Origin of the sequence: Microbacterium sp. NPDC088619, assembly GCF_044752825.1 — a bacterium.
In the GTDB taxonomy this organism is placed as follows: domain Bacteria; phylum Actinomycetota; class Actinomycetes; order Actinomycetales; family Microbacteriaceae; genus Microbacterium.
This window is the reverse complement of sequence record NZ_JBIVLZ010000001.1, coordinates 2,414,383-2,437,841: the sequence shown is the minus strand read 5'-3', so window position 1 is coordinate 2,437,841 and position 23,459 is coordinate 2,414,383. Positions and strand designations below refer to the sequence as shown.

Annotated in this window: 21 protein-coding genes and 1 pseudogene; 13 read left to right on the top strand and 9 right to left on the bottom strand. The window is 68.0% G+C overall.

Going from position 1 to position 23,459, the window contains the following annotated elements:
* Positions 1-49: 49 nt before the first annotated feature.
* Positions 50-499, bottom strand: coding sequence for a MarR family winged helix-turn-helix transcriptional regulator (locus ACIP5T_RS11690; RefSeq protein ID WP_400863275.1), 450 nt, complete (start codon positions 497-499; stop codon positions 50-52).
* Positions 500-612: 113 nt separating this feature from the next.
* Here ACIP5T_RS11690 and ACIP5T_RS11685 point away from each other — a divergent pair, with 113 nt between their 5' ends.
* Entirely contained in the window at positions 613-1,800 is a 1,188-nt protein-coding gene (locus ACIP5T_RS11685; RefSeq protein ID WP_400863273.1) for an MFS transporter, read from the top strand.
* A 32-nt stretch (positions 1,801-1,832) separates the two neighbouring features.
* Entirely contained in the window at positions 1,833-2,666 is an 834-nt protein-coding gene (locus ACIP5T_RS11680; protein ID WP_400863271.1) for an aldo/keto reductase, read from the top strand.
* A gap of 30 nt (positions 2,667-2,696) precedes the next feature.
* Here ACIP5T_RS11680 and ACIP5T_RS11675 read toward each other — a convergent pair whose 3' ends face one another.
* Positions 2,697-3,515 (bottom strand): shikimate 5-dehydrogenase, encoded by an 819-nt coding sequence (locus ACIP5T_RS11675; protein WP_400863269.1) that lies wholly within the window; start codon positions 3,513-3,515, stop codon positions 2,697-2,699.
* A gap of 542 nt (positions 3,516-4,057) precedes the next feature.
* On the opposite strand from ACIP5T_RS11675, the gene ACIP5T_RS11670 reads away from it, so the two are divergent.
* Positions 4,058-4,264, top strand: a complete 207-nt coding sequence (locus tag ACIP5T_RS11670; RefSeq protein WP_042540947.1) for a cold-shock protein — start codon at positions 4,058-4,060, stop codon at positions 4,262-4,264.
* Positions 4,265-4,523: 259 nt separating this feature from the next.
* Here ACIP5T_RS11670 and ACIP5T_RS11665 read toward each other — a convergent pair whose 3' ends face one another.
* Positions 4,524-5,189, bottom strand: coding sequence for an HAD hydrolase-like protein (locus ACIP5T_RS11665; protein WP_400863267.1), 666 nt, complete (start codon positions 5,187-5,189; stop codon positions 4,524-4,526).
* Positions 5,190-5,252: 63 nt separating this feature from the next.
* The gene (nucS, locus tag ACIP5T_RS11660; RefSeq protein ID WP_400863265.1) at positions 5,253-5,948 is read right to left on the bottom strand and encodes an endonuclease NucS; all 696 of its coding nucleotides are present in this window, start codon (positions 5,946-5,948) and stop codon (positions 5,253-5,255) included.
* 147 nt (positions 5,949-6,095) lie between these two features.
* On the opposite strand from nucS, the gene ACIP5T_RS11655 reads away from it, so the two are divergent.
* Positions 6,096-6,518, top strand: coding sequence for a response regulator (locus ACIP5T_RS11655; RefSeq protein WP_400863263.1), 423 nt, complete (start codon positions 6,096-6,098; stop codon positions 6,516-6,518).
* 1 nt (position 6,519) lies between these two features.
* Here the strand turns inward: ACIP5T_RS11655 and ACIP5T_RS11650 are convergent, their stop codons facing one another.
* Complete coding sequence (locus ACIP5T_RS11650) at positions 6,520-7,770, bottom strand: MFS transporter (protein ID WP_400863262.1); 1,251 nt, start codon at positions 7,768-7,770, stop codon at positions 6,520-6,522.
* Between the two features lie 59 nt (positions 7,771-7,829).
* On the opposite strand from ACIP5T_RS11650, the gene ACIP5T_RS11645 reads away from it, so the two are divergent.
* Positions 7,830-8,891, top strand: a complete 1,062-nt coding sequence (locus ACIP5T_RS11645) for a LacI family DNA-binding transcriptional regulator (RefSeq protein WP_400863261.1) — start codon at positions 7,830-7,832, stop codon at positions 8,889-8,891.
* Between the two features lie 69 nt (positions 8,892-8,960).
* On the opposite strand, the gene ACIP5T_RS11640 is transcribed toward ACIP5T_RS11645, so the two are convergent.
* A complete protein-coding gene (locus ACIP5T_RS11640; protein ID WP_400863260.1) occupies positions 8,961-10,460 on the bottom strand; it encodes a hypothetical protein in 1,500 nt (499 codons plus the stop codon).
* Between the two features lie 48 nt (positions 10,461-10,508).
* Positions 10,509-10,835, bottom strand: coding sequence for an L-rhamnose mutarotase (locus ACIP5T_RS11635; protein WP_400863259.1), 327 nt, complete (start codon positions 10,833-10,835; stop codon positions 10,509-10,511).
* A 295-nt stretch (positions 10,836-11,130) separates the two neighbouring features.
* Here ACIP5T_RS11635 and ACIP5T_RS11630 point away from each other — a divergent pair, with 295 nt between their 5' ends.
* The 7 genes and pseudogenes from ACIP5T_RS11630 (at position 11,131) to ACIP5T_RS11600 (ending at position 18,478) form a co-directional block, all read left to right on the top strand.
* A complete protein-coding gene (locus ACIP5T_RS11630; protein WP_400863257.1) occupies positions 11,131-14,073 on the top strand; it encodes a Na+/H+ antiporter subunit A in 2,943 nt (980 codons plus the stop codon).
* Positions 14,073-14,582 (top strand): annotated as a pseudogene (locus tag ACIP5T_RS11625) (Na(+)/H(+) antiporter subunit C); the annotation flags it as partial. The gene ACIP5T_RS11630 and the pseudogene ACIP5T_RS11625, both read left to right, overlap by 1 nt.
* 263 nt (positions 14,583-14,845) lie before the next feature.
* Entirely contained in the window at positions 14,846-16,399 is a 1,554-nt protein-coding gene (locus ACIP5T_RS11620) for a Na+/H+ antiporter subunit D (RefSeq protein WP_400863256.1), read from the top strand.
* Entirely contained in the window at positions 16,396-16,995 is a 600-nt protein-coding gene (locus ACIP5T_RS11615) for a Na+/H+ antiporter subunit E (protein ID WP_400863255.1), read from the top strand. The genes ACIP5T_RS11620 and ACIP5T_RS11615 overlap by 4 nt, the downstream gene beginning before the upstream one ends.
* A complete protein-coding gene (locus ACIP5T_RS11610) occupies positions 16,992-17,261 on the top strand; it encodes a monovalent cation/H+ antiporter complex subunit F (RefSeq protein ID WP_400863253.1) in 270 nt (89 codons plus the stop codon). Before ACIP5T_RS11615 ends, ACIP5T_RS11610 begins: the two co-directional genes overlap by 4 nt.
* Positions 17,258-17,647, top strand: coding sequence for a monovalent cation/H(+) antiporter subunit G (mnhG, locus tag ACIP5T_RS11605; RefSeq protein WP_400863252.1), 390 nt, complete (start codon positions 17,258-17,260; stop codon positions 17,645-17,647). The genes ACIP5T_RS11610 and mnhG overlap by 4 nt, the downstream gene beginning before the upstream one ends.
* Positions 17,648-17,662: 15 nt before the next feature.
* Complete coding sequence (locus ACIP5T_RS11600) at positions 17,663-18,478, top strand: DUF2510 domain-containing protein (protein ID WP_400863251.1); 816 nt, start codon at positions 17,663-17,665, stop codon at positions 18,476-18,478.
* A 26-nt stretch (positions 18,479-18,504) separates the two neighbouring features.
* Here ACIP5T_RS11600 and ACIP5T_RS11595 read toward each other — a convergent pair whose 3' ends face one another.
* Positions 18,505-19,266 (bottom strand): alpha/beta fold hydrolase, encoded by a 762-nt coding sequence (locus ACIP5T_RS11595; RefSeq protein ID WP_400863249.1) that lies wholly within the window; start codon positions 19,264-19,266, stop codon positions 18,505-18,507.
* Positions 19,267-19,368: 102 nt separating this feature from the next.
* Between ACIP5T_RS11595 and ACIP5T_RS11590 the strand changes: the two genes are divergently transcribed.
* Positions 19,369-20,733 (top strand): MFS transporter, encoded by a 1,365-nt coding sequence (locus tag ACIP5T_RS11590; protein WP_400863248.1) that lies wholly within the window; start codon positions 19,369-19,371, stop codon positions 20,731-20,733.
* Positions 20,734-20,762: 29 nt separating this feature from the next.
* Here the strand turns inward: ACIP5T_RS11590 and ACIP5T_RS11585 are convergent, their stop codons facing one another.
* A complete protein-coding gene (locus ACIP5T_RS11585) occupies positions 20,763-23,405 on the bottom strand; it encodes a penicillin acylase family protein (protein ID WP_400863246.1) in 2,643 nt (880 codons plus the stop codon).
* Positions 23,406-23,459 lie beyond the last annotated feature (54 nt).

Here is a 23,459-nt window from a genome sequence, read left to right as displayed (position 1 = left end):
AAGGTCTGATGTCGCGAGCGACGCGTGACCTCGGACCCCTCGCCGGGGACTAGGCGTCGACGGTCACTGCCTGCAGTGCGTGCACGACGGGCGCGAGCTCGGGCTGCGTGACTGCCTCGGCGAGGGCCCGTTCGAGTGTCTCGTCGTGGATCGGGTGCGCCTGCTCATACAGGGCCAGACCGGCCGGGGTGAGTTCGGTGTAGATGCCTCGACGGTCGTCGGCGCAGAGGATGCGCGTGAGCAGCCCACGGTCTTCGAGGCGCGTGACGAGTCGGGTCGTCGCGCTCGGGCTCAGAGCGGTGGCGCGGGCGAGCTGCTGCATCCGCATGTGCCAGCCGTCCTGCCGGCTGAGGGCGTCGAGCACCGTGTACTCGACCACCGAGAGGCCTGCGGACGCCCCGAGCGCCTTCTCGAGATCGGCCTCGATGATGCCGTGCAGTGCGGCGAGCGTGCGCCAGCCGCGCGCGCGGATCTCGACAGCGTCGTCTGAGATGCCCACAGTGACCTCCGAAGTAGTTGCTTGCGCTGGATAGTTGCGTGTGCAATGATTATCCGTCGGACGCAATATCCCGCGCCTGCAACTACTTTAGCAGAGGACCACGGAGCACACCCATGCCACTCGGACTCATCGCACTCGCCATCGGCGCCTTCGGGATCGGACTCACCGAGTTCGTGATCATGGGCCTGCTGCCCGAGGTCGCCACCGACTTCGGCGTCACCGAGGCCACCGCCGGCTGGCTCATCTCGGGGTACGCGCTGAGCGTCGTCGTCGGCGCTCTCGGTCTCACCGCCGCCACCACGAGGCTGCCGCGCAAGCCCGTGCTGCTCGGCCTCGTCGTGCTGTTCATCGTCGGCAACGCGATCACGGCTCTCGCCCCCGACTACACCGTCGCCATGATCGGCCGCATCATCGCCGCCCTGTGCCACGGTGCATTCTTCGGCATCGGATCGGTCGTCGCGGCCGAGCTCGTCGCCCCCGACAAGAAGGCGCGGGCGATCGCGATCATGTTCACCGGGCTCACGGCGGCCAACGTGTTCGGCGTCCCCTTCGGCACGTTCCTCGGCCAGCAGTTCGGCTGGCGTTCGACGTTCTGGGTGATCTCGGCCATCGGCGTCGTCGCCTTCGCGGGCATCGCGCTGCTCGTCACCGCTCCGAAGCCGTCCGGTGCGCAGGTGAGCCTGCGCAGCGAACTCCGCGCCTTCCGATCCGGCCAGGTGTGGCTCTCGCTCATCGTCACCGCCCTCGCCTTCGGCGGCATGTTCGGCGCGTTCACCTATATCGCCTACACGCTCACCGACGTCACCGGATTCGCCGACACCTCCGTTCCGTGGCTGCTCGTGCTCTTCGGCGCCGGGCTCGTCGCGGGCAACTGGATCGGCGGACGCCTGGCCGACCGCTCGATCGACCGCACCCTCCTGATCTTCATCTCGGCGCTGGTGGTCGTGCTCGTGCTGTTCGGATTCTTCTCCGGGTCGCAGCCCGCGACGATCGCGATCCTCGTCGCGATGGGCGCGTTCGGATTCGGCACGGTGCCGGGGCTGCAGAGCCGCATCATGCACTACGCAGGAGGGGCGCCGACGCTCGCCTCCGGCGCGAACATCGGCGCATTCAATGTGGGCAACGCCCTCGGCGCATGGGCCGGTGGCCTCGGCATCGCGGCAGGCCTCGGCTACACCTCGCCCATCCGGATCGGCGCCGCGATCACCGCATCCGCTCTGGTCGTCATGGTGATCGCCGTAGTCACCGCACGTCGGCCCGCGCCGGCAGCCACAGGCACGCTCCAGACCGTCGCCGCCTGACCGAACCGACCCGCAGAGAGAAAGAACCACGCATGCACGCTCCCACCATCCCCACAGTCACCCTGAACAACGGCATCGAGATGCCGCAGCTCGGCTACGGCGTGTTCCAGGTGCCCGATGCCGAGACGACGGATGCCGTCGCCGCAGCGCTCGACGCCGGATACCGCAGCATCGACACCGCAGCGGTCTACGGCAACGAGGCGGGCGTCGGGCGCGCGATCGCCGACTCGGGGATCGCCCGCGACGAGCTGTTCGTGACGTCGAAGGTGTGGATCTCCGACCACGGATTCGACGCCACGATGCGCGCCTACGACGCATCGCTCGAGCGTCTGGGGCTCGAGAGCCTCGACCTGTATCTGATCCACTGGCCGACCCCGGCTCTGGCCACGTATCCCGAGACCTGGCGCGCCCTCGAGCGACTCTATGCAGACGGGCGTGTGCGGGCGATCGGAGTCTCGAACTTCGAGCCCGAGCATCTCGAGCGGATCGCTTCAGACGGAGGCGTCGTGCCCGCGGTCAACCAGGTCGAGCTGCACCCGGCGCTGCAGAACCGCGCGGTTGCCGAGGCGAACGCTCAGCGGGGGATCGTCACCGAGGCGTGGAGCCCGCTCGCGCAGGGTGCCGTGCTCGGCGACGGCTCCCTCGTCGAGATCGCCGCCCGCCACGGAAGGACCCCCGCGCAGATCGTGCTGCGGTGGCATCTGCAGCAGGGGCGAGTCGTCATCCCCAAGTCGGTCACCCCCGCCCGCATCGCCGAGAACCTCGACGTGTTCGGTTTCGAGCTGACCGTCGACGAGCTCGCGGTGGTCGATCTTCTCGAGCGCGACGGCCGCACCGGCCCGCACCCCGCCGAGTTCAACGGCTGAGGGCTGTCCGATGCCATGCGGGCGCGGTGCTCACTGCGCCCGCATGAACTCCTCGGCCGCCTGCACCTGAGCTGCAGTGGGGCGGATGCCGGTGTAGAGCACGAACTGCTCGAGCGCCTGCAGCGTCGCCACCTCGGCTCCGGTGATCACGGTCTTCCCGGCTGCGCGCCCCGCCGCGATCAGCGGGGTCTCAGCAGGCAGGGCGACGACGTCGAACACGACGGATGCCGCCGCGATCTGCCCCTCGGTGAACGACAGTGCGTGCTCGTCGGCCCCACCCGCCATGCCGATCGGCGTGATGTTCACGATGATGTCGGCAGTCACGGCATCCGCATCAGCCGTCCAGGCGAACCCATAGAGGTCGGCCAGGCCCCGACCGCGCTCTTCGTTGCGAGCGGCGATCGTCACACGCGCGAATCCCGCATCGCGGAAGGCCGCGGCCGTGGCCTTGGCCATTCCGCCCGAGCCGCGCAGCAGCACGGATGCCGCAGGGTCGAGGGAGTTGCGCTCGATCAGCTGGGCGATCGCGCTGTAGTCGGTGTTGTAGGCGGTGAGCACGCCGTCGTCATTCACGATCGTGTTCACCGAGTCGATGGCGGTCGCGGAGGGGTCCATGCGGTCGACGAGCGCGATGACCTCCTCTTTGAAGGGCATCGAGATCGCGCAGCCACGGATGCCGAGCCCCCGCACGCCGGCGATCGCCTGCCCGAGGTCGGTCGGAGCGAACGCCTTGTAGATCCAGTTGAGGCCCAGCTCTTCATAGAGGAAGTTGTGGAATCTCGTGCCGTTGTTGCTCGGGCGTGCAGACAGCGAGATGCACAGGGTCATGTCCTTGTTCAGCATGGTCACCGCACCAGGCTACTCGGCGACTCCGTTCCGTCCGGATCACTGATGACCGCGATCGTCAATCCCCCTTGGCGGGATCCGACCGCCTCCCCTAGGGTGAAAGTGCGTGCACAGGGGATTGATCGTCTCCGTCTTCCCCAGAGACGGGCTGCCTTCCCCAGAGGCAAAGGCGATTCGTGCATGCGATTGGGCCCTCTCGAGTAGTTCTGTCCCCAACGGACTGCTCGAGAGGGCCGCTATCGTTTGTCCCCTTCTCACAAGTTTTCGAATTTGTCCCCCAAATGGGGGACAAACGCGTGCCGTAGGGGTTAGGCTGGAATCTGACGCACCCTCCGGTCGTCTTCGGCCCTCATCGCTCCCCCCGCGGTGAGGGCCACACCATTTTCTGGGGGAGTTCATCGCGGCCTCGTATGACCGCAGATGACCGCTCGTGCAACATTTGGGTTACGGGCTGACCTCGGGACTTCCGCTCAGCGCGTGCTCCACTAGCGTGGAGCACGTCGGGGCATCCTGCGTCGGCTTCTTTCCAGCAGAACAGGCAGTACATGAGCACCCAGGGCACGGTTAAGTGGTTCAACTCGGAGAAGGGCTTCGGCTTCATCTCCCCCGACGACGGCGGCGCTGACGTTTTCGCGCATTACTCCGCCATCGAGTCATCCGGCTACCGCTCTCTTGAAGAGAATCAGCGAGTCGAGTTCGACGTGGCGCAGGGCCCCAAGGGCCTGCAGGCTGAGAACATCCGTCCGCTCTGAGAGCGGACGTCATAGAACTCCCCGACCGGAGGCACGCACTCGCTGCGACCTTCGGCGGGGAGTTCTGTGCTTTCCGGGGTGTCGAGGCCGTGGCTGGGCCCTGAGGCCCCCGGGCTCGGTTCGGTTGCGGCGCCCGGTCGGGCGGAGAACTCCCTGATGGGCGGATGCTGTCGCGCGGAGGCTCCGCCCCACGCGGCGAAGTCCGCCTGACGCGGCGGGCCGGGTGCTCGCGGGGCAGGCCGCCGCCGAGCTCGTCCGCTCAGTTCAGAAGAAGGCCGCGCAGCTCTTCGGGGGATGCTGCGCGGAAGGCCGCCTCATCACCTTCATGCGTGTCGCTGAAGCCCCACTCGACGAAGATCACCGGGACGCCGTTCGCGTTGCCGCCCTCGACATCGTGGTGACGGTCGCCGATGAGCACCGGCCGCGAGACGTCGGCGCCGCGGTCGGCCAGGCGGCGCAGCGCCTCCGCCACGATGTCGGTCTTCGACGCGAGGGTCGACTCGTCCGGCGTCGCGCCGACGGTCGTCAGGAAGTACGGGCGGAGGTCGAAGAAGTCGACGATCGCGTCGACCTGGATCTCGGGCTTCGAGCTCGCGGTCGCCTGCGAAACACCGGCGGCGTGCAGATCGCGGATGATCTCGGGCACGCCGGGATAGGTGGCGACATCGGTCGTGTAGCCGTCGGCCTTGCCCAGTGTGCGGTAGAAGCTCACGGCCTCGGCAGACTCCTCGGGCGTCATGCCCGCCTGCGCCTGGAACGACTGGAACATCGGCGGCCCGATCCAGTGCACCAGCTGCTCGCGCGTGGGAGCAGGGTGTCCGAAGTGCGTGAGGGCGACATTCAGGCGGCGGAGAATGCCGACCGACGCGTCGGCGATGGTGCCGTCGACGTCCCAGAGCACGCACGAATAGGGGGAAGAAGCCATGTCTTCCAGCCTATGGGCAGTGCACGACGCGACCGAACGCGGTGAACATCTGTGCAGCTCGCCTCAGAAGAGACGGGGGATGCCGGACTCGATGCCCTTCATGTCGTCGTAGTCGAGCACGAGGCAGCGGATGCCGCGGTCCTCGGCGAGGACACGCGCCTGCGGCTTGATCTCCTGAGCGGCGAAGACGCCCTGCACGGGGGCGAGGTGCGGGTCGCGACCCAGCAGCTCGAGGTAGCGGGTGAGCTGCTCGACGCCGTCGATGTCGCCGCGGCGCTTGATCTCGACCGCGATGGCCGCGCCGTCGGCATCTCGCACGAGGAGATCGACCGGGCCGATGGCCGTCGGGTACTCGCGGCGCACCAGCGTCGCGCCATCCGAGATGCGCTCGACCTGCTCGGCGAGGAGCCGCTGCAGGTCCGCCTCGACGCCGTCCTTCTGCAGCCCGGGGTCGACGCCGAGGTCGTGGTTGGTGTCGTGCAGGATCTCGTAGATCTGCACTCGAAGGGCGTCGCCGGTCTTCTTGTGCGTGACGCGCCACACCTCGGTGACGCCGGCGATCGACTCCTCTTCTCCCGGCGCTTCGGAGGCGAGAGAGCAGGGCGGGCTCATCCAGTTCAGCGGCTTGTAGCTGCCGCCGTCGGAGTGCACGAGCAGACTCCCGTCTCCCTTGTGCACGAGCAGACGCGTGGCAAGCGGGAGGTGGGCATTGAGCCGGCCCGTGTAATCCACGGAGCAGCGGGCGATGACGAGACGCACCCGTCGAGCCTACTTCGTCGGGTCGACTCGTTCTGCTGATATCAGCATCAGCGGCGAAGTTTCCACATCTGCGGCGGATCGACTCCCGTCGTCGATTCCATCGGACTGGATCCTGACATTCTGGGCGGACGGGTCAAGGATGAGGAGATGACGGTGTCGATAGAGCTGGTGACCATGATCGTGACCGTCGCGACGACGCTGCTGGGGCTTGCCGCAGGCTTCGGATGGATGATCACGCGCACGGATGCGCGGTTCGAGATCTTCGAGCAGCGTATGGATGCGCGGTTCGAGAAGTCCGAGCAGCGCATGGATGCGCGGTTCGAGAGGTCCGAGCAGCGTATGGATGCCCGGTTCGAGAGGTCCGAGCAGCGTATGGATGCGCGGTTCGAGAAGTCCGAGCAGCGCATGGACGCGCGCTTCGAGAAGGCGGACGTCGTGTTCGATCGTGTCGACGCGAGATTCGATCGGCTGGAGGATGAGGTGAAGGGGGTGCGGTCCGAGCTCGGAGAGGTGAAGATCGCCATTGCCCGACTCGAAGGCCCGGCACCGCGTCTGCTTGTCGCCCGCTGATCTACGAGGCTGAGTTCGCGGTGACGGGCGGCGTCGACATCTCGTCTTTGCGCAGCGGGCGAGCGGCACCGGAGAAGAGGCCGGACAGCACGACGAGACCGACCAGGATGTAGAGGGTGTTGAGCAGGCCGATGTGCTCGCTGATGAAGCCGAGCACGGGCGGGCCTCCGAGGAAGGAGATGTAGCCGATCGTCGCCGCGGCGCTCACGCGCGCGGCCGCTTTGGCGGGGTCGTCAGCCGCGGCGGACATTCCGAGCGGGAAGCCGAGAGAGGCACCGACGCCCCACAGAGCCGCGCCCACGAACACGAGCGGCAGGCTCGGCGCCAGGATGAACAGCAGGATGCCGGATGCTGCGGCCACCGCGAGGATGCGCAGCACTGCCACGCGGCCGAACCGGTCGACCAGCGGGCCACCGAACACGCGGACCACGGTCATCGCGACCGAGAACGTGGCGAGGGCCGCAGCGCCGAGAGCGGTTCCGCCGCCGTGGTCCTCAGCGACGCCGAGCGCCAGCCAGTCGTTGGCGCCGCCCTCGGCGAAGGACATGCCGAGCATCACGACGCCGATCGCGTAGGTGCGCGGCTCGCGCCAGGCCGACATCGCGACGTGCATCCGCTCGCGCCAGTGCACCTTCTCGCCGTCATTCGTCGTCGGGTCGAGTGCCTCCGCACGGCGGGGGACGCTGGCGATGCTGATGATTCCGATGGTGGCGATCGCCACTGCGACGACGAGCGTATGTGTGAAGACGTTGATCTGAAGCTGGGCGGCCAGGGCGCCGAGACCGGCGCCGATCACAGTGCCGAAGCTGAAGAAGGCGTGGAAGAGCGGGAGGATCGTCTTGCCCGAGTGCTGCTCGATGGCTGTGGCTTCGACGTTCATCATGACGTCGACACAGCCGTTGCCGAGGCCGAACAGCACGAGACCGATCAGCACCACCGAGTACGAACCCAGCACATTGGCGCCGATGCCGATCAGGGCGACGCCGGAGGCGAACGTGAAGATCGACACCATCATGCCGAGGCGTGCACCGGTGCGCGCCATGATCGCCGGGCTGGTCGAGATTCCGATGATCGAGGCGATGCCCGCGCCGAGCAGCAGCATGCCGACCTGCGCCTTGTCGACCTCCAGCGCGAGCTTGATGTCGGGGACACGGGACGCCCAGGTCGCGATCGACAGACCGCTGGCGAGGAAGATCGCGAAGATCGCGGTGCGCCAGCGCACGTACTGCGATCGGGAGAGCACCGTGTCCATGTCGAACAGCATATCGAATCGATTCGATGATCGGGAACCCGGGGAGCTATCCTCGGAGTATGACGAGCCACGAAAGCCCGCGCCGAGCGACGATCGCCGATGTCGCACGCCAGGCGGGAGTAGCGACGTCGACGGCATCCGTCGTCTTCAGCGGCAAGACCAACGTCGCGCCGGCGACGCGGGAGCGGGTGCTCGCCGCCGCCGCCGACCTCGGCTACGCCGGACCAGACCCGCGAGCGGCCTCGCTGCGCCGAGGACGCAGTGGCATCGTGGCCGTCGTGCTCGAGGGGCATCTGCGCGCGGCCTTCCTCGACCCGGTGACCACCGCCATGATGGACGGCCTCACCGATGGGATGGCCGACCTGAGCGCCGGCATCCTGCTGATGAGAGATGAACCGGGCGATGACGGATCTTCGCTCTCGAGCGCACCCGTCGATGCGGTCGTGCTGATCGGATGCTCGGGACGCGCCAAGGCATCGCTCGACATCGTCCGCAGTCGTGGGCTGCCCGTGGTCGTGATCGAAGGCGATGCCGGCGAGGGCATCCCGAGGATCACGCTCGACAATGCCGCCGCTGCCGCAGACGTCGCGCGGCACCTTCGCGATCTCGGACACCGCGATGTGGCGCTCGTCACCCTGCCGCTCGACACGCGGCGCGAACGAGGCCCGGTCACGCAGGAGCGCATCGACGAGGCGACGGTCGATGTCACGGTCGATCGTCTCGCCGGCATGCGCGAGATCTTTCCCGACGCACCGGCGATCTCGGCGGGAGGCAGCTTCATCGACGAGGGCCTCCTCGCCGGGCGACGGCTGCTGGCGGATGCCGAGACGCGGCCGACGGCGATCCTCGCTCAGAGCGACCTGATCGCGGTCGGCGTCATCCGGGCGGCGGAGGAGCTCGGGCTGCGCGTGCCCGAAGACCTGTCGGTCGCCGGATTCGACGGCATCGCCGCCGATGGGCTCGGCGACCTCGTGCTGACGACCAGCGTGCAGCCGGCGGTCGAGAAGGGGCGCGCCGCGGGAGAGCAGGTCGCACGGATGCTGCAGGGAGAGCCTGGCCTCACGCTGCACCTCACCTGCCGATTCCGCGAGGGCACGACCACGGCGGCGCCCGCTCGCTGAGCAGGCGGGTCTCGTGCGGGTGGGGCGAAAAACGGTGCCCGCCGTCTCATGATCGAGCGTGCTCAGGCGTCAGGAGCGCTGCGGGCCCAACGGCAGCGTCTCGGTACCCAGGTCGAGGATCGAATACCGACCGCAGTCGACGACCCTCGCGGGGAGAACATCCTGCGGAAGATCCCACGGCACGGTCTGCGAATCCTCGACGAGGAATGACACCTCGCCGACCGTGAAGTCCGTGCGATTCACCAGCCAGGCGTAGGCATTGAGCTGATGATCGACCTGCACGAGTCGCGAGGAGTCGGAGAGATGCAGCTTGGGCAGGCGCACCGTCCAGAACTGCCCGGCCCCGGTGCGACCGGAGGCGTCGACCCAGTCGGCGACGCAGGCGAGATCGGCGTCGGGGCGGGTGGCGGCATCCGCTAGTCGAGGGATGCTGACCCCGCCGATGACCAGGAGCAGGACCGCGGTCAGCCCCGCCGCGGCTCGACGCACACGTTCGCCGACCCGCAGGGCCTGCGGATGGGAGACGAGCGCGAGCACCGGAGCGAAGGCGAACGGCTGCAGATAGCGCGCCGCATGGGTCCCCAACGCGATGGCCCCGACCACGACCATGACCGGCGAGACCCAGGCCATGGCGGCGACCAGCCGCGAGCCGGGGTGGCGCGGCCGCACGGTTCGCACGACGGCCACGACGAGGAGCGCAGCGGTGATGAGTATCCCGAGCACCCCGAGAGGACTCTGCAATCGTTCGCCGACGAGCCGCGCGTAGTAGTCGATCGACTCATGCCACTGCGCGGGCTGCACATATCCGATGCCGGTCTTCGTGATCCATGCCGCGAGTGGAATACGTGAGAGGAAACCGACCGTCGTGCCCGCGAGCAGCGCGACGATGATCACCGGAGTCCGCGTGCGCAGCCGGGGCGAGATCGACGCGATCGCCAGGAGGAGCGCGAGCGGAAGCGTCGTCCACACCGCGTAGAGCGGGTTCGAGAGTGTCGAGACGAGGGCGACGAGGCCCAGCGCGATCAAGGGCGACGCTCTGAGCTCGCAGCTGTCGACCATGCGTCGAACGATCCCGATCGTCACGACGACACCGACGACGGTCGCGGAGTAATAGGTGGTCGTCAGCTGCAGCGACGCGAGGTCCATCGCCTCACGTGATGCCGAGACATCGGTCATCGAGAGCACGCCGAACACCGCGAGTGCGACCACGGACCAGGCCACCGGCGCCATTCCCGTGCGGGCGCGACCGGCAGCCAGACGGATGGCCCCGTAGAGAGCGAGGAGGTTGACGATCGCGCTGATCGCGAAGAGGGCGTTCGCCTCCAGGGGCAACGCTGCGTCGAGAGCGGTGAAAGCCGCGGACTCCGGCAGGAACAGCACGCTCGACATCGCCCAGTCGAGGGGCTCTCCGGAGAGCAGCGAGCGGGCGAGCAGCGCCACGACCATCGAGTCACCGTCGCGGAACAGCAGATCGGCGCGGGCCGACGACGCGACCGCCGACGTCGTCGCCAGTGACACGGCGGCAGCGCTCAGCCAGCCAGCCAGCTCCCGCACCCACGCCCGCGTCACGGGGCTACTCTGCCACGGCCCCGGAGAAGACCGTGGACTCCGCGTCGATCAGGCGATCTGCGACCTGAGATCCCAGATCTGTTCGAGAGGAGCGGTAGCCTCGGCGCCGTCGGCGTCGCGGAACAGCTCGACGAAACGGCCGATGTCGGACTGCCACGCGTGATCTGCGGGGTCGTCCTTCAACGCCGCGACCGCAGCATCCCAGTCGTCGCAGTCGACGAGGTGGAAGAGGCGGTGACCCGACCGCCAGATGGTCCACTCGTGGATGCCGATGCGCGAGAAGGTCGCGGCGAGGGCATCGGGGATGCGAGCGTGGTTCGTGCGGTAGTCGTCGATCGCGCCGTCGCGGATCTCGGAGTGCAGGGCGATGCGCATGGGTGACTTCCTTCTGTCCGGCGGGGCGAGAGGTACCGCGACGGGTGCCGCGGCATCCGCCCCTGTCGACCAGGATGGCACCACGAGGTGCACTGGGAACAACCCGTCCGAATGACCTGATCCACGGATTCGAATCGCGCAAAGTGCCCGAAATTCCGGGCGAAACCGGCCATTTGCGTGAGTCGGCGCCGACATGATCGACCCTGAAGCGCAGAATATCAAGGTAAACTCGATACCGACACCCGCCCGCCCGCCTGCGCCGCCACCGGCCGACGAGCTTTGAGGAGCCGCGTATATGCTGACGCTCCTCGCCGTGTTCCTTCTCGGGTCTCTCCTGATGCCCGTTCTGGTGCGCTGGCTGGGGTCTCAGGCATTCGCCATCGCAGCTCTCATTCCCGCCGCGGCATTCATCCACGCCCTCGTCCTCACCCCCCAGGTGCTCGACGGTCCGACACCCTTCGTCTCGGTCGCGTGGATTCCGCAGCTCGGGCTGAACCTGTCCATGAACATGGACGTGCTCGGCTGGGTGCTGACCCTGATCGTCACCGGCGTCGGCGCCCTCGTGCTGCTCTACTGCCGCTGGTACTTCCACGACGACTCCGCGGGCATCGGCCAGTTCGCCGGAGTCCTGCTCGGTTTCGCCGGGGCGATGTACGGCCTCGTCCTGACCGACGACCTGGTCATGCTCGTCATGTTCTGGGAGGTGACGAGCATCCTCTCGTACCTCCTCATCGGCCACTACCGACGCCGCGCCGCCAGTCGTCGAGCCGCCCTGCAGGCGCTGCTGGTCACGACTCTCGGTGGACTCGTGATGTTCGTCGGTGTCGTGCTGCTGGTCGTCGATGCCGGCACCTCGAGCATCCGCGAGATCCTCGAGATCGCGCCCACCGGGGCGATCGTCGATGCTGCCGTGGTGATGCTGCTCGTCGGAGCGATCAGCAAGTCCGCGATCTTCCCGTTCCACTTCTGGCTGCCGGGCGCGATGGCCGCACCCACCCCTGTGAGCGCCTACCTGCACGCGGCGGCGATGGTGAAGGCCGGCATCTATCTGATCGCGCGCTTCGCACCGATCTTCGCGTTCACCGGACCCTGGCGCCCCATCATCATCTCGCTGGGAATCGTGACGATGCTGCTCGGCGGCATCCAGGCGCTGCGAGAGACCGACCTCAAGCGCATCCTCGCCTTCGGCACCGTCAGCCAGCTCGGCTTCTTCTCGATCGTGATCGGCTACGGCACGCAGGCGAGCGCCCTGGCCGGTCTCGCGCTCGTGATCGCGCACGCCCTGTTCAAGTCGGCGCTGTTCCTGATCGTCGGTGTGATCGACCGACAGCTGTCGACGCGTGACATCACCGAGCTCAGTGGCGTGGGTCGTCAGGCGCCGGTCATGGCGACTGCGGCTTTCATCTCCATCGCGTCCATGGCCGGGATCGCGCCGACCCTCGGATTCGTCGCCAAGGAGTCCACGCTCACCGCGCTCCTCGACGACGCGCTGCACGGATCGCCGTGGGGACTCGTCGCCATCATCGGCGTCAGCATCGGATCCATTCTCACTGCGGCATATGGCATCCGCTTCCTCTGGGGTGCCTTCTGGACCAAGCGCGACGCAGCAGGCGATCGCCTGCCGGACACCGCATGGCCCGACCCGCCCGTCGGATTCCTCTCGGCGCCGATCATCCTCGCCGGCCTCACGCTCGCGGCAGGCATCGGAGCCCCGGCTCTCGACGTCGCGCTGCAGGGCTACGCACTCACCGCGACGCCTGGACTCGACGCCGAAGGGGTCGCTGCCGAGGGGCCGGGGCACCTCGCCCTCTGGCACGGTCTCGAGCCCGCCCTCGGCATCTCGATCCTGTCGATCCTGCTCGGTGCCGGGGTCTTCCTCCTGACGCTGCGCACCGGCTGGGATCGCAAGGCGCGGATGATCCGCTTCACTGCGGCAGACGTCTACTACCTGGTCATGCGCGGCGTCGACAGGCTCTCGGTGCTGAGCACGACGCTCACCCAGCGAGGCTCGCTTCCGGTCTACGTCGGCACGATCTTCGTGGTCTTCGTCGCTGCCGAGATCACGGCTCTCGTCGCCAGCGACATCGACCGCTTCCAGCTCTCGGCCTGGCACACCCCCGCGCAGCTCGTGGTCGCGCCGATGATGGCCGCCGCCGGCATCATGGCCGTTCGGGCGCAGAAGAGATACACCGGGGTGGTGCTCGTCTCGATCACCGGCCTCGGGATGGTCGTGCTGTTCGCGACCAGCGGCGCCCCCGACCTGGCACTCACGCAGATCCTGGTCGAGACGGTGACGATGGTGACCTTCGCGCTCGTGCTGCGTCGACTGCCCGCGCGGATGGGCGAGCACAACGCCTCCGTCGGCCGCATCCCCCGTGCGCTGCTGGGTGTCGGAGTTGGGCTCACCATGGCCCTGGTCGCGGTCGTCGCGACCCAGTCGCGTGTCGCGGACCCGATCTCGGCGGCGTTCCCGAAGCTCGCATACGAGATCGGCCATGGGAAGAACGTCGTCAACGTCGCGCTGGTCGACCTTCGCGGCTGGGACACGATGGGCGAGCTCTCGGTGCTCGTGCTGGCAGCCACCGGCGTGGCGTCGCTCGTGTTCGTCACGCACCGCGCCGACATGCTGTCCGCGACCAAGACGCTGCCCAAGGCACGGCGCCGTCGAACCCTCAGCCGTCCCCTGGTCGAGACGACCGAGGGCGTGCGCTTCCAGACCGACGAGAACGAGAGCAGCCCCCGCGCGTGGCTCGTCGGCGGTCCGAAGATGAACCCGGAGAACCGGTCGATCCTGCTCGAGGTGATCGTCCGCATCCTCTTCCACACGATCATCGTCGTGTCGATCTTCCTGCTCTTCTCCGGCCACAACCTTCCGGGAGGCGGCTTCGCGGGCGGACTCGTCGCGGGCATGGCGCTCGTCATGCGCTACGTCGCCGGCGGACGCTGGGAGCTCGGCGCGGCCGCGCCCACGGACGCCGGCCGACTGCTCGGCGCCGGTCTGATCCTGGCCGTCGGCACCGCCGTCGTGCCCCTGTTCTTCGGCCTCGCCCCGCTCACCAGCAACTTCTGGGAGTGGGAGATCCCCGGCATCGGCCACATGGAGTTCGTCACCTCGACGATCTTCGACGTCGGTGTGTACCTCGTCGTGATCGGCCTCGTGCTCGACGTGCTGCGCAGCCTCGGCGCTGAGGTCGACCGTCAGGCGCAGGAATTCCGCGAACGGGGGGTGAGCATCTGATGGATGTCTCATTGACCCTGATCGTGATCATGGCCGTGCTGTTCGCCTGCGGTGTCTACGCGATGCTCGAGCGCAGTCTCACCCGTGTGCTGATCGGCTTCCTGCTGCTCGGCAACGCCACGAACCTGCTGCTGCTCATCGTGATGGGCGTGCCGGGCAACGCTCCCTTCTTCGGCACAGAAGGAGAGCTGAGCGATCCGCTGCCGCAGGCGCTCACCCTCACGGCCATCGTCATCACCTTCGCCGTCTCCGCGTTCCTCCTCGCGCTCATCTACCGCTCGTGGCAGCTGGGTCAGGCCGACACCGTCGAGGACGACGAGGCCGACATCGCCCTCCGCGAGCGCACCGACGCCGACGAGGACCTCATGGACGACGAGGCCGACGCCGCAGACGACGAGGCGACCACCGACTTCGTCGGCGTGCAGACGTCGCCGATCACCGTGCTGCACATGCGCGACCACCCGTCGATCCACGACGACGCCCCGACCGACCGGCCGACGGCGGCCCGCACCGCGCCCACGGATTCGGATGCGGATGCGGAAGCGGACGTGGATGCCGGAGCGGGTGCATCCGTCCTCGACGGAGAATCGGCCCCGCCTGACGATGGCGCCGCAGAGGACTCGGGGGACTCGTCGGCATTCCGGACGGACTCCGACACTCACGCGGCCGACGCCCACGAGACCGACGCCGCGGACGCCGCTCGCGACACGGCGGCAGACACGGCATCCGATGACAGCGCACCTGAGCACACCGACGACGGGGAGGACCGCCGATGAGCGCCCTCGTCCCCCTGCTCGTCGCCCTGCCGCTGCTCGGCGCGGCCGTGACCCTGATCTTCGGACGCAATCCGCGCCTGCAGGCCTTCGTCACCGTCGCGACGCTCGCGATCGTCTCGGTGATCGCGGCCGTCCTGCTGGTCGTCGTCGATGCCGGAGAGCCGCTCGCGGTATCGGTCGGCGGATGGCCCGTGCCGTTCGGCATCGTGCTCTACGTCGACCGGCTCGCAGCTCTCCTCGTGCTCATCTCGAGCATCGTGCTGCTCGCCGTTCTGCTCTTCTCGATCGGCCAGGGGGCGGCCGACGGCACCGATGAGACGCCGATCTCGATCTTCAACCCGTCGTACCTGATCCTCGCCGCGGGCATCTTCAACGCCTTCATCGCGGGCGACCTGTTCAACCTCTACGTCGGCTTCGAGATCCTGCTCGTGGCGTCGTACGTGCTGATAACTCTCGGCAGCACCGAGTCCCGCATCCGCACCGGAGCGGTCTACATCGTCGTCTCGCTGGTCTCGTCGATCCTGTTCCTCGCCTCGATCGCGATGATCTACGGGGCTCTCGGCACTGTGAACATGGCGCAGATCGCCGAGCGCATGACCGAGCTCCCGCAGGAGACGCAGCTCGTGCTGCACCTGATGCTCGTGATCGCCTTCGGCATCAAGGCCGCGATCTTCCCGGTGTCGTTCTGGCTGCCGGACTCGTATCCGACCGCCCCTGCGCCGGTCACCGCGGTGTTCGCGGGCCTGCTCACGAAGGTCGGCGTCTACGCGCTGATCCGCACCGAGACCCAGCTGTTCGCCGAGAACAGCATCGACACGGTGCTGTTGATCATCGCGTTGGCGACCATGATCGTGGGCGTGCTCGGCGCCGTGGCGCAAGCCGAACTCAAACGAATCCTGTCGTTCACGCTCGTGAGCCATGTCGGATACATGATCTTCGGTCTCGCGATAGCGACTCCGGCGGCGATCGGCGCCACGGTGTACTACATCGTCCACCACATCATCGTGCAGACGACGCTGTTCCTCGCCGTCGGTCTCATCGAGCGCAGGGCGGGCAGCACCTCGATCCTCCGGGTGAAGGGCCTGCTCAAGGTCGCGCCCGTGATCGCGGTGCTGTACTTCATCCCCGCGATCAACCTGGGCGGGCTCCCGCCGTTCTCCGGATTCATCGGAAAGTTCGCGCTGTTCGAAGCCGCGGCATCCGTGGGCACGCCGCTGATGATCGTGCTGATCTTCGGTGGGATCGTCACCTCGCTGCTCACCCTCTACGCGCTGATGCGCGCGTGGAACCTCGCGTTCTGGCGCGAGGAGGACGACTCGAGCGAGACCGAGGGTCGCATCTCGTACCTCGGCAACGCACCAGCCGCCGATGAGCAGCAGGAGCGTCGCCGCATCCCGAAGATCATGACCGTCGCCACCGCCGGCATGGTCGGCGTCACCATCGCGCTCACCGTGTTCGCCGGTCCGCTCTACGCGCTGTGCGACCGCATCGGCGCGGCGCTGCTCGACCCGGTCACCCTCGTGCAGCTGGAAGACGAGGTCGACGGATGAGCCCCACCGAGACCGGCCGCCATTTCTGGCGGGACATCCGCGTGCAGCTGCCGTTCCTGGCGTGGCTCGTCGTGCTCTGGATGCTGCTGTGGAGCCAGTTCACGGTGCTGGCCTTCATCTCGGGTCTCGTCGTCGCAGTGTTCGTCACCCGCGTCTTCCGGCTGCCGACCGTCGAGCTCTCCGGTCGCATCAACATCTGGTTCGCCGCCCTGTTCGTGGTGCAGTTCCTCTTCGCGATCCTGCGCGGAGCGGTGTCGGTCACGGCGCAGGTGTTCGACTTCCGCCGTCAGCCCGGCGCGGCGATCATCGCGGTGCCGTTGAAGTACGCCGACGACCTCATCATGACCCACGTGTCGGTGGTCTCGTCGCTGGTCCCCGGATCGCTGATCGTCGAGGCCGACCGCGATCGCCAGATCCTGTATCTGCACGTGATCGGGGTGCGGAACCTGGCCGACGTGGAGGCGCAGCGGGCGAACGTGCTGCGCTGGGAGCGACGGGTCGTGCGTGCGCTCGGCGCGCCCGACCAGTACCGTGCCCTCAAGGCCGACGAACGCGCGGCGCGTGCCGGCGGACCGACCCGGGGAGGTGCCCGATGAATGTGCTGATGCTGGCGATCATGATCGTCTTCGGGGTGGCCGCCATCCTGACGATCATCCGCATCGTGCGAGGACCCTCGATCCTCGACCGGGCCGTCGCCTCCGATGTGCTGCTCACCGAGGTCATGTGCGTGCTCGGCGCCGAGATGGCGATCAACGGCCACACCCGCAACATCCCGGTGCTGCTGATCATCGCCGCTGTGGGTGTCTTCGGCTCGATCTCGGTCGCCCGATTCGTGGCCAGAAGGGACAACACGACCCCATGAACGTGTTCGGTCTCGCCATTCCCGACGCCGTGATCGACGTCGCCATCCTCGTGCTGATCCTGCTCGGTGCGCTCCTCTGCCTGTCGGCTGCTGTCGGTCTGCTGCGGTTCCGTGACGTGCCGTCGAGGCTGCACGCCGCGACGAAGCCCCAGGTGCTCGGCCTGATCCTCATCTGTCTCGCGATCGCCCTGTCGCAGCGCACCGTCGGCGGAATCCTCATCGGGCTCGCGCTCGTCGCGCCGATCGTGCTGATGCAGTTCGCCACCGCCCCGCTGTCAGCGCACATCGTCGGCCGGCAGGCCTATCGCAACGGCACGACCGACGAGCGCAGCCTGGTCGTCGACGAACTCGCCGACTCGAAGCAGACTCCGCCCGGCGCCGGTTGAGAAGGAGTCGGATCGATGTCAGCACCACAGGGATGGTACGACGCGGGAACGCCCGGCCAGCAGCGCTGGTGGGACGGCGTGCAGTGGACCGCACATGAGCGGGCGGCGCCGCCGACCACCCTGTCGATGGGCTGGTACCAGGTGCCGGGAACCCCGGACGTCCGCTGGTGGGACGGTGTGATGTGGACGCCGTACCGCGTCCGCAAGGGCAAGCCGCGGCCCGACGCCCTGGCGGTCGAGCCGCCGGTGGTCGGTCTGGTGTTCGGAATCGTGTTCCTCGTGCTCGCCATGCTGCAGTTGACTGCGGCGGTGATCTCACAGAGCCCGGGCAGCTTCGCGCTTCCCGTGATCCTGATGTCGGTGGCCGTGATCTGGATCCTCGGCGCCGCGCACACGCGCGCCCTGCGCAGACTTCCCGCCCCGCAGTCGGCGCCGTTCGTCGACGCGTCCGTGCAGCCGTTGCCCGGCGAGGTCGACGGGCCGGATGCCGGGTGGTATCCGGTGACAGGGCAGGCCAGCCGCTGGTGGACAGGTTCTCGCTGGAGCTGGTACCTCGGAACGAAGTTCGGCCCACGCCCAGGGCACGCCGGGCCTCGCGGTTACCTCACGTCGATGATCGTCGGCTGGTGCGTCGCCGGCCTTGCGGTGATCGGTGCGGTGGTCGCGGTGGCCGGAAGCATCATGCAGCAGAACCTCGTCGCCGGGTTCCTGATCGCGTTCGGCATCGTCTTCGCCGTGCTTTTCGGCGGTCTGGGAGCATTCGTCCTGCTGCTGACGCGGTCGCGCCGCAACGCGCTGCTGCTTCCGACGACACCCCCGCCGCTGCGCTGAGGCCGACCCGCGCCGATGGGGGCGGATCAGAGGTTGTCGGCGAAGCTCTGGATCAGGCGGGCCGCCGGCTCGGAGTCGCTGATCAGCGTGCCGTGACCGTGGTAGGGGATGACCCGCAGATCGGCGCCCGGGATCTCGTCGATGATCTCCTGGCACCAGCTCATGGGTGCGAGCGGGTCGTCTTCCCCTCTGAGCACCAGCACCGGCTGATCGATGCGCGCGAACGCCTTCTCGGGCTGGTGCACGATGGTCGCACGGATCTTTCGGATGAGGTGCGGGCCGCCCCGGAGGTACTCCCTGGCGCCACGCCAGATCACCAGCGGCCGTTCGCCGACCAGGTCGGTGAGCAGGTAGCTCGCCTGCGCGGCGACGTTGCGGGCCGCTTTGTTGACGGTGGGGCCGGCGAGCACGACGCCCTCGACGAGTGCCGGATGCCGAGCGGCGAGCTCTGCGGCGATCTGGCTGCCCATCGAGTGGCCGATCGCGACGACAGGACCCTCGCCGGCATGCCGGAGATAGGCGGCGACGAGGTCGGCATGGCGTTCCATGGTGAAGGTGCGCGCGGGTTCGGGTGCCTCACCGAACCCGGGCAGGTCGAGTGCGATGACCCGGCCCCGCAGTCGCTGGACGACATCGAGGTAGACGCTGCGCCCCATGCCGATGCCGTGCAGCAGCAGGAACGTGCGGGGGCCCTCGCCGAAGGTCTCTGCGATGAGCGTCGCCCCTGCGTGCTCGAACTCGAGCAGGGTGACGGGGGTGCCCTTCGGGGCGAGATAGCTGGAGACCACCCACCAACGCTAACCGAGTGAGCACACTGGGGCTAACCCGATTCCCCGCGTCGTATGCCGATGTGCGGCGAGCTGCGAGTGCGCGCCGTGCGAGGATGAAGGGTGTCCTCGTCCCACCCCGATCCAGATCAGATCGAGACGGGGGGCAAGACGGAACCTCCGGCGAAGGGGTTCCTCGCACGCATCGCGGACGGATTGAGCGATCCGGTGCTGCGGGCTTTGGTCGCAGCGACCGCCGTGTCGCGCATCGGCCGTGGTGTCTTCCTCGCGGTCACGGTGCTGTTCTTCACGCAGATCATCGGTCTCTCACCCGCCCAGGCCGCGGTGGTGCTCGCGGTGTCGAGCGGATGCGGTGTCGTGGGTTCGCTGCTCGGTGGCTGGCTCGCTGATCGGTGGAGCGCGCGACGCCTCGCGTTCGGCTTCGAGATGGCCGGCGGCGTGCTGCTCGCCGCCTATGCGTTCGTCGGAGATTTCCTCTCGGCGCTTCTGCTCGCCAGCCTCTCGGGCTTCTTCGACTCGCTCGGATACTCGGCCCGGTCGGCGATCATCGCGCGAGGGTTCGCATCGGACAGACGGGTGCACGCCCGAGCCGTGCTGCGCACCGTCACGAACCTCGCGATCGCGGCGGGCTCGGGCTTCGGCGCGGTAGCCCTGGCGCTGGGCACCCCCGAGGCCTACCGGGCCGTGATCGCCGGCGCGGGGGCCGTCTGCGCACTCGGCTCGCTCTCGCTCCTTCGCCTGACATCGGCGGTCGACGCGCCTGCACGCAGTCGGGTCACGACCTCGCTCACGGAGACGGGGTCCATCGACACGCAGGCGACGGCCGCGGCATCCGCCGAACGCAGGGACTGGAACCGTCGCTCGCCGTGGCGTGACCCGCGCTACCTGCTGCTGAGCGGCCTCTCGGCGGTCTTCGGAATGCAGTTCGGGGTCGCTGAGCTCGGAGTGCCGCTCTGGATCAGCGAGTACACGAATGCCCCGGATGCCACGTTCGCGGTGCTCCTGATCGTCAACACCGCGCTGGTCGTGCTGTTCCAGGTGCGGGCCTCTCGCGGCACACACGACCTCCGGACCGCGGGAAGGGTGACGATGATCGCAGGGTGGCTCATGGTCGCGGCCTGCCTGATCTACGCGCTCGCCGCGGGCCTTCCGGCGTGGGCGGCGATCGTCATCCTCATCGTCGGCATGATCGCGCACACGTTCGCCGAGATCCTGTCGCAGGCAGGCGCGTGGGGACTCAGCTTCGAGCTCGCCGACCCGGTGCGGGCCGGTGCCTACCAGGGGGTGTTCGGCATGGGCTTCTCACTCGGAGCCCTCGCGTCGCCGATCGTGGTGAACGCCACCGCGATCACATTCGGATTCGCGGGCTGGGCGGTGCTGGCGGCGATCTTCCTCGCCGCCGCGGTGGGCATCTGGGCGATCGCACGCCGCGCAGCAGGATCCGCAGCGACCGCCGCGACCGCCTGACGCGCACTCCGACCCGTGGCCGTGCAGAGCTACCCGGCCGGTGTCAGCAGCAGGGTGTGCCGTGTCGCCGCGTCGACCGCCTTGTCGGAGAACGCCCACGGCTTCTGCGCACCGGCCACCCAGTCGGCGGTCTGATCGACGTAGTGCTCGTCGAACGCGTGACCCGATGCCCCGGTGAGGTGGATCCAGGTCGAGGCGTCGAGATCTGCCAGGTCGACGACCATCCGCATCGACGGCACGGTGGTCGTGGCATAGGAGGCACCGAGCTCCCAGCCGGTCGCGTTGACCACCGAGGCGCCGCCGCCGACGGCGTAGGGGCCGCGATTGAAGAGCATCTCGATCGGGGTGATGCCGGACGACCCGAGGGTGTCGCTCGTGAGGGTGATCGCGTGCAGATCGCCCCATCTCCACCCTGTGACCGCTTCGCCCTGCAGGGCCGAGAGCTCGTCGTATGCCTCTTCTGCAGACAGCGCCAGCATCTCGTCCATGCTCTCGACCTCGATGGCCGCGTTCGTCCAGAGGGGATCGGAGGGGTCGTCGAACAGATCGGCGACGACGGTGAAGAGGCGACCTTGGCCGTCGATCGGCAGAGGCTGGTCGCGTTCGGCGAACAGGTTCTGCACGAGGTTCGACCAGAGCACGTTCGCGTAGGCGGCGGCAGGGGATGCCGCGTCGTTCTGCGCGTCCCACGAGCGCAGCAGGGCCACGGCATCCGCGGTTCCTGCGCCCTTCACCTCGACCTCGTCCATCGCGGAGGCGAGTCGCTTGCCGATCCACATCTCGCTGTCCATCTGGATCTCGCGCATGTCCTGAGCGGTGAGCGAGGCCGCGGCGGCTCGTCGTTCGATCAGGTGCGCGATGCGATCCGCGCGGTAGCCGTAGTCCCAGTCCCGCGAGAGGAAGTAGGGGTAGTCGTCGGTGACGATCGCGTTGTTCGCGGTCACGATGTAGCCGGACTCGGGGTTGTACGACACCGGAAGCTCGTCGAAGGGGATGAACCCGGTCCAGTCGTAGCTGCTGTCCCACCCGGGCTGCGGCATCCATCCGTCGCCGGCTCCTCGCACGGGCAGGCGTCCGGGTGTCTGGTAGCCGATGTTGCCCTCGACATCCGCATAGATGAGGTTCTGTGCCGGCACATCGAACAGGGCCGCGGCCGAGCGGAACTCCTCGAAGTCCTGGGCGGATGACAGCGCGAAGATCGCCGTGGCGGCCGTGCCGGGGTCGAGCGCGGTCCAGCGCAGACTGACCGCGTATTCGGAGGCATCGCCTGTGGGTGCCGCACCCGTGGCGCCACCGCCGGTGAGGCCCGGCTCAGGGTCTTCGGCGATCGCGGTGAAGTCGTCTGTGAGACCCGAGATGATCGGCCCGTGCACGGTCGACCGGATCGTGAGGTCGATGTCGTCGCCTCCGGCCACCTTGATCGTCTCGGTGGTCTCCTCGATCGGCACCAGCGCCCCGTCGCGCCAGTACTGGTCGCCCTCGATCCGCTCGACATAGAGATCGGTGACGTCCGTGGTCAGGTTGGTGAATCCCCAGGCGATCTGCTGGTTGTGGCCGATCACGATGCCGGGGAGTCCCGAGAACGAGAAGCCGCCCATGTCGAACGGGCATTCGTCGGTGACCTCGCTGCAGCGCAGCTGCACCTGGTACCAGACCGAGGGGAGCGATGCGCCCAGGTGCGGGTCGTTGGCGAGCAGCGGCATGCCGGTCTCTGTGAGGTCTCCGGACACCACCCAGGAATTCGACCCGATGCCCTCGCCGACGTCGCCGACGAGCAGGCTCGCGGCTTCGATCACGTCGGATGCTCCCTGCCACTCGATCGTCGTCGCGGCCTGCTGCATCTCGTCGTCGTTCGAGTCGGTCGTGAACGAGGCAGGCTCGGCACCGGTCTCGAGAGTCGGCGTCGAGATCTCAGGGACGATCACCGGGTGCTCGTCGAACGGATACGCGGGGTAGAGCTCATCGAGAGTCGTGGTGATCCCCGTCGCATCGGAGCTGTCCGAGAGCTGCGCGGCGAGCAGCGCTCGCTCGGACTCGTCCTCGATGTTGCCGCGGAGGTCCCAGGCCATCGCCTTCAACCACGCGACCGAATCGGCGGGCTCCCAGGGTTCGGGCGCGTACTCGGGGTTCTGTATTCCGAGAACGGCATATTCGAGCGACAGCTCGGCACCCGAACGTGACGAGAGGTAGGCGTTGACTCCGTCGGCGTAGGACTCATAGTACCCGCGAGTGACGTCGTCCATCGCCTCGACCTCGGCCTCGGCGACCTTGCGCCAGCCGAGGGTGCGCAGAAAGGCGTCCGTTCCGGCCTGCGATTCGCCGAACATCTCGGCCACGCGCCCGGCCGTGACGTGTCGCCGGAAGTCCATCTCGAAGAAGCGGTCCTGCGCGTGCACGAATCCCTCGGCGTAGAAGAGGTCGTGCGACGAGTCGGCTGTGATGGTCGGGATGCCGCGGTCGTCGCGCTGCACCGTGACCTCGGACTGCAGGCCCTCGAGCGGCAGTGTGCCCTCGGTCTGCGCGAAGGACCGCTGGATGGTCCAGGTCACGAAGAAGGCGGCGGCGACAGCGATCACCACGACGGCTGCGACGACGAGGAAGACGATGCGGCCGATACGGGCACCCAGGGAAAGGCGCGACGCGTCGGCGGTCTCGGTCGAATGGGTTGTCATCTTCGAGAACTCTTTCGGGTGGCATGGCGGAACTCAGTCCCAGAGAGTCCCAGA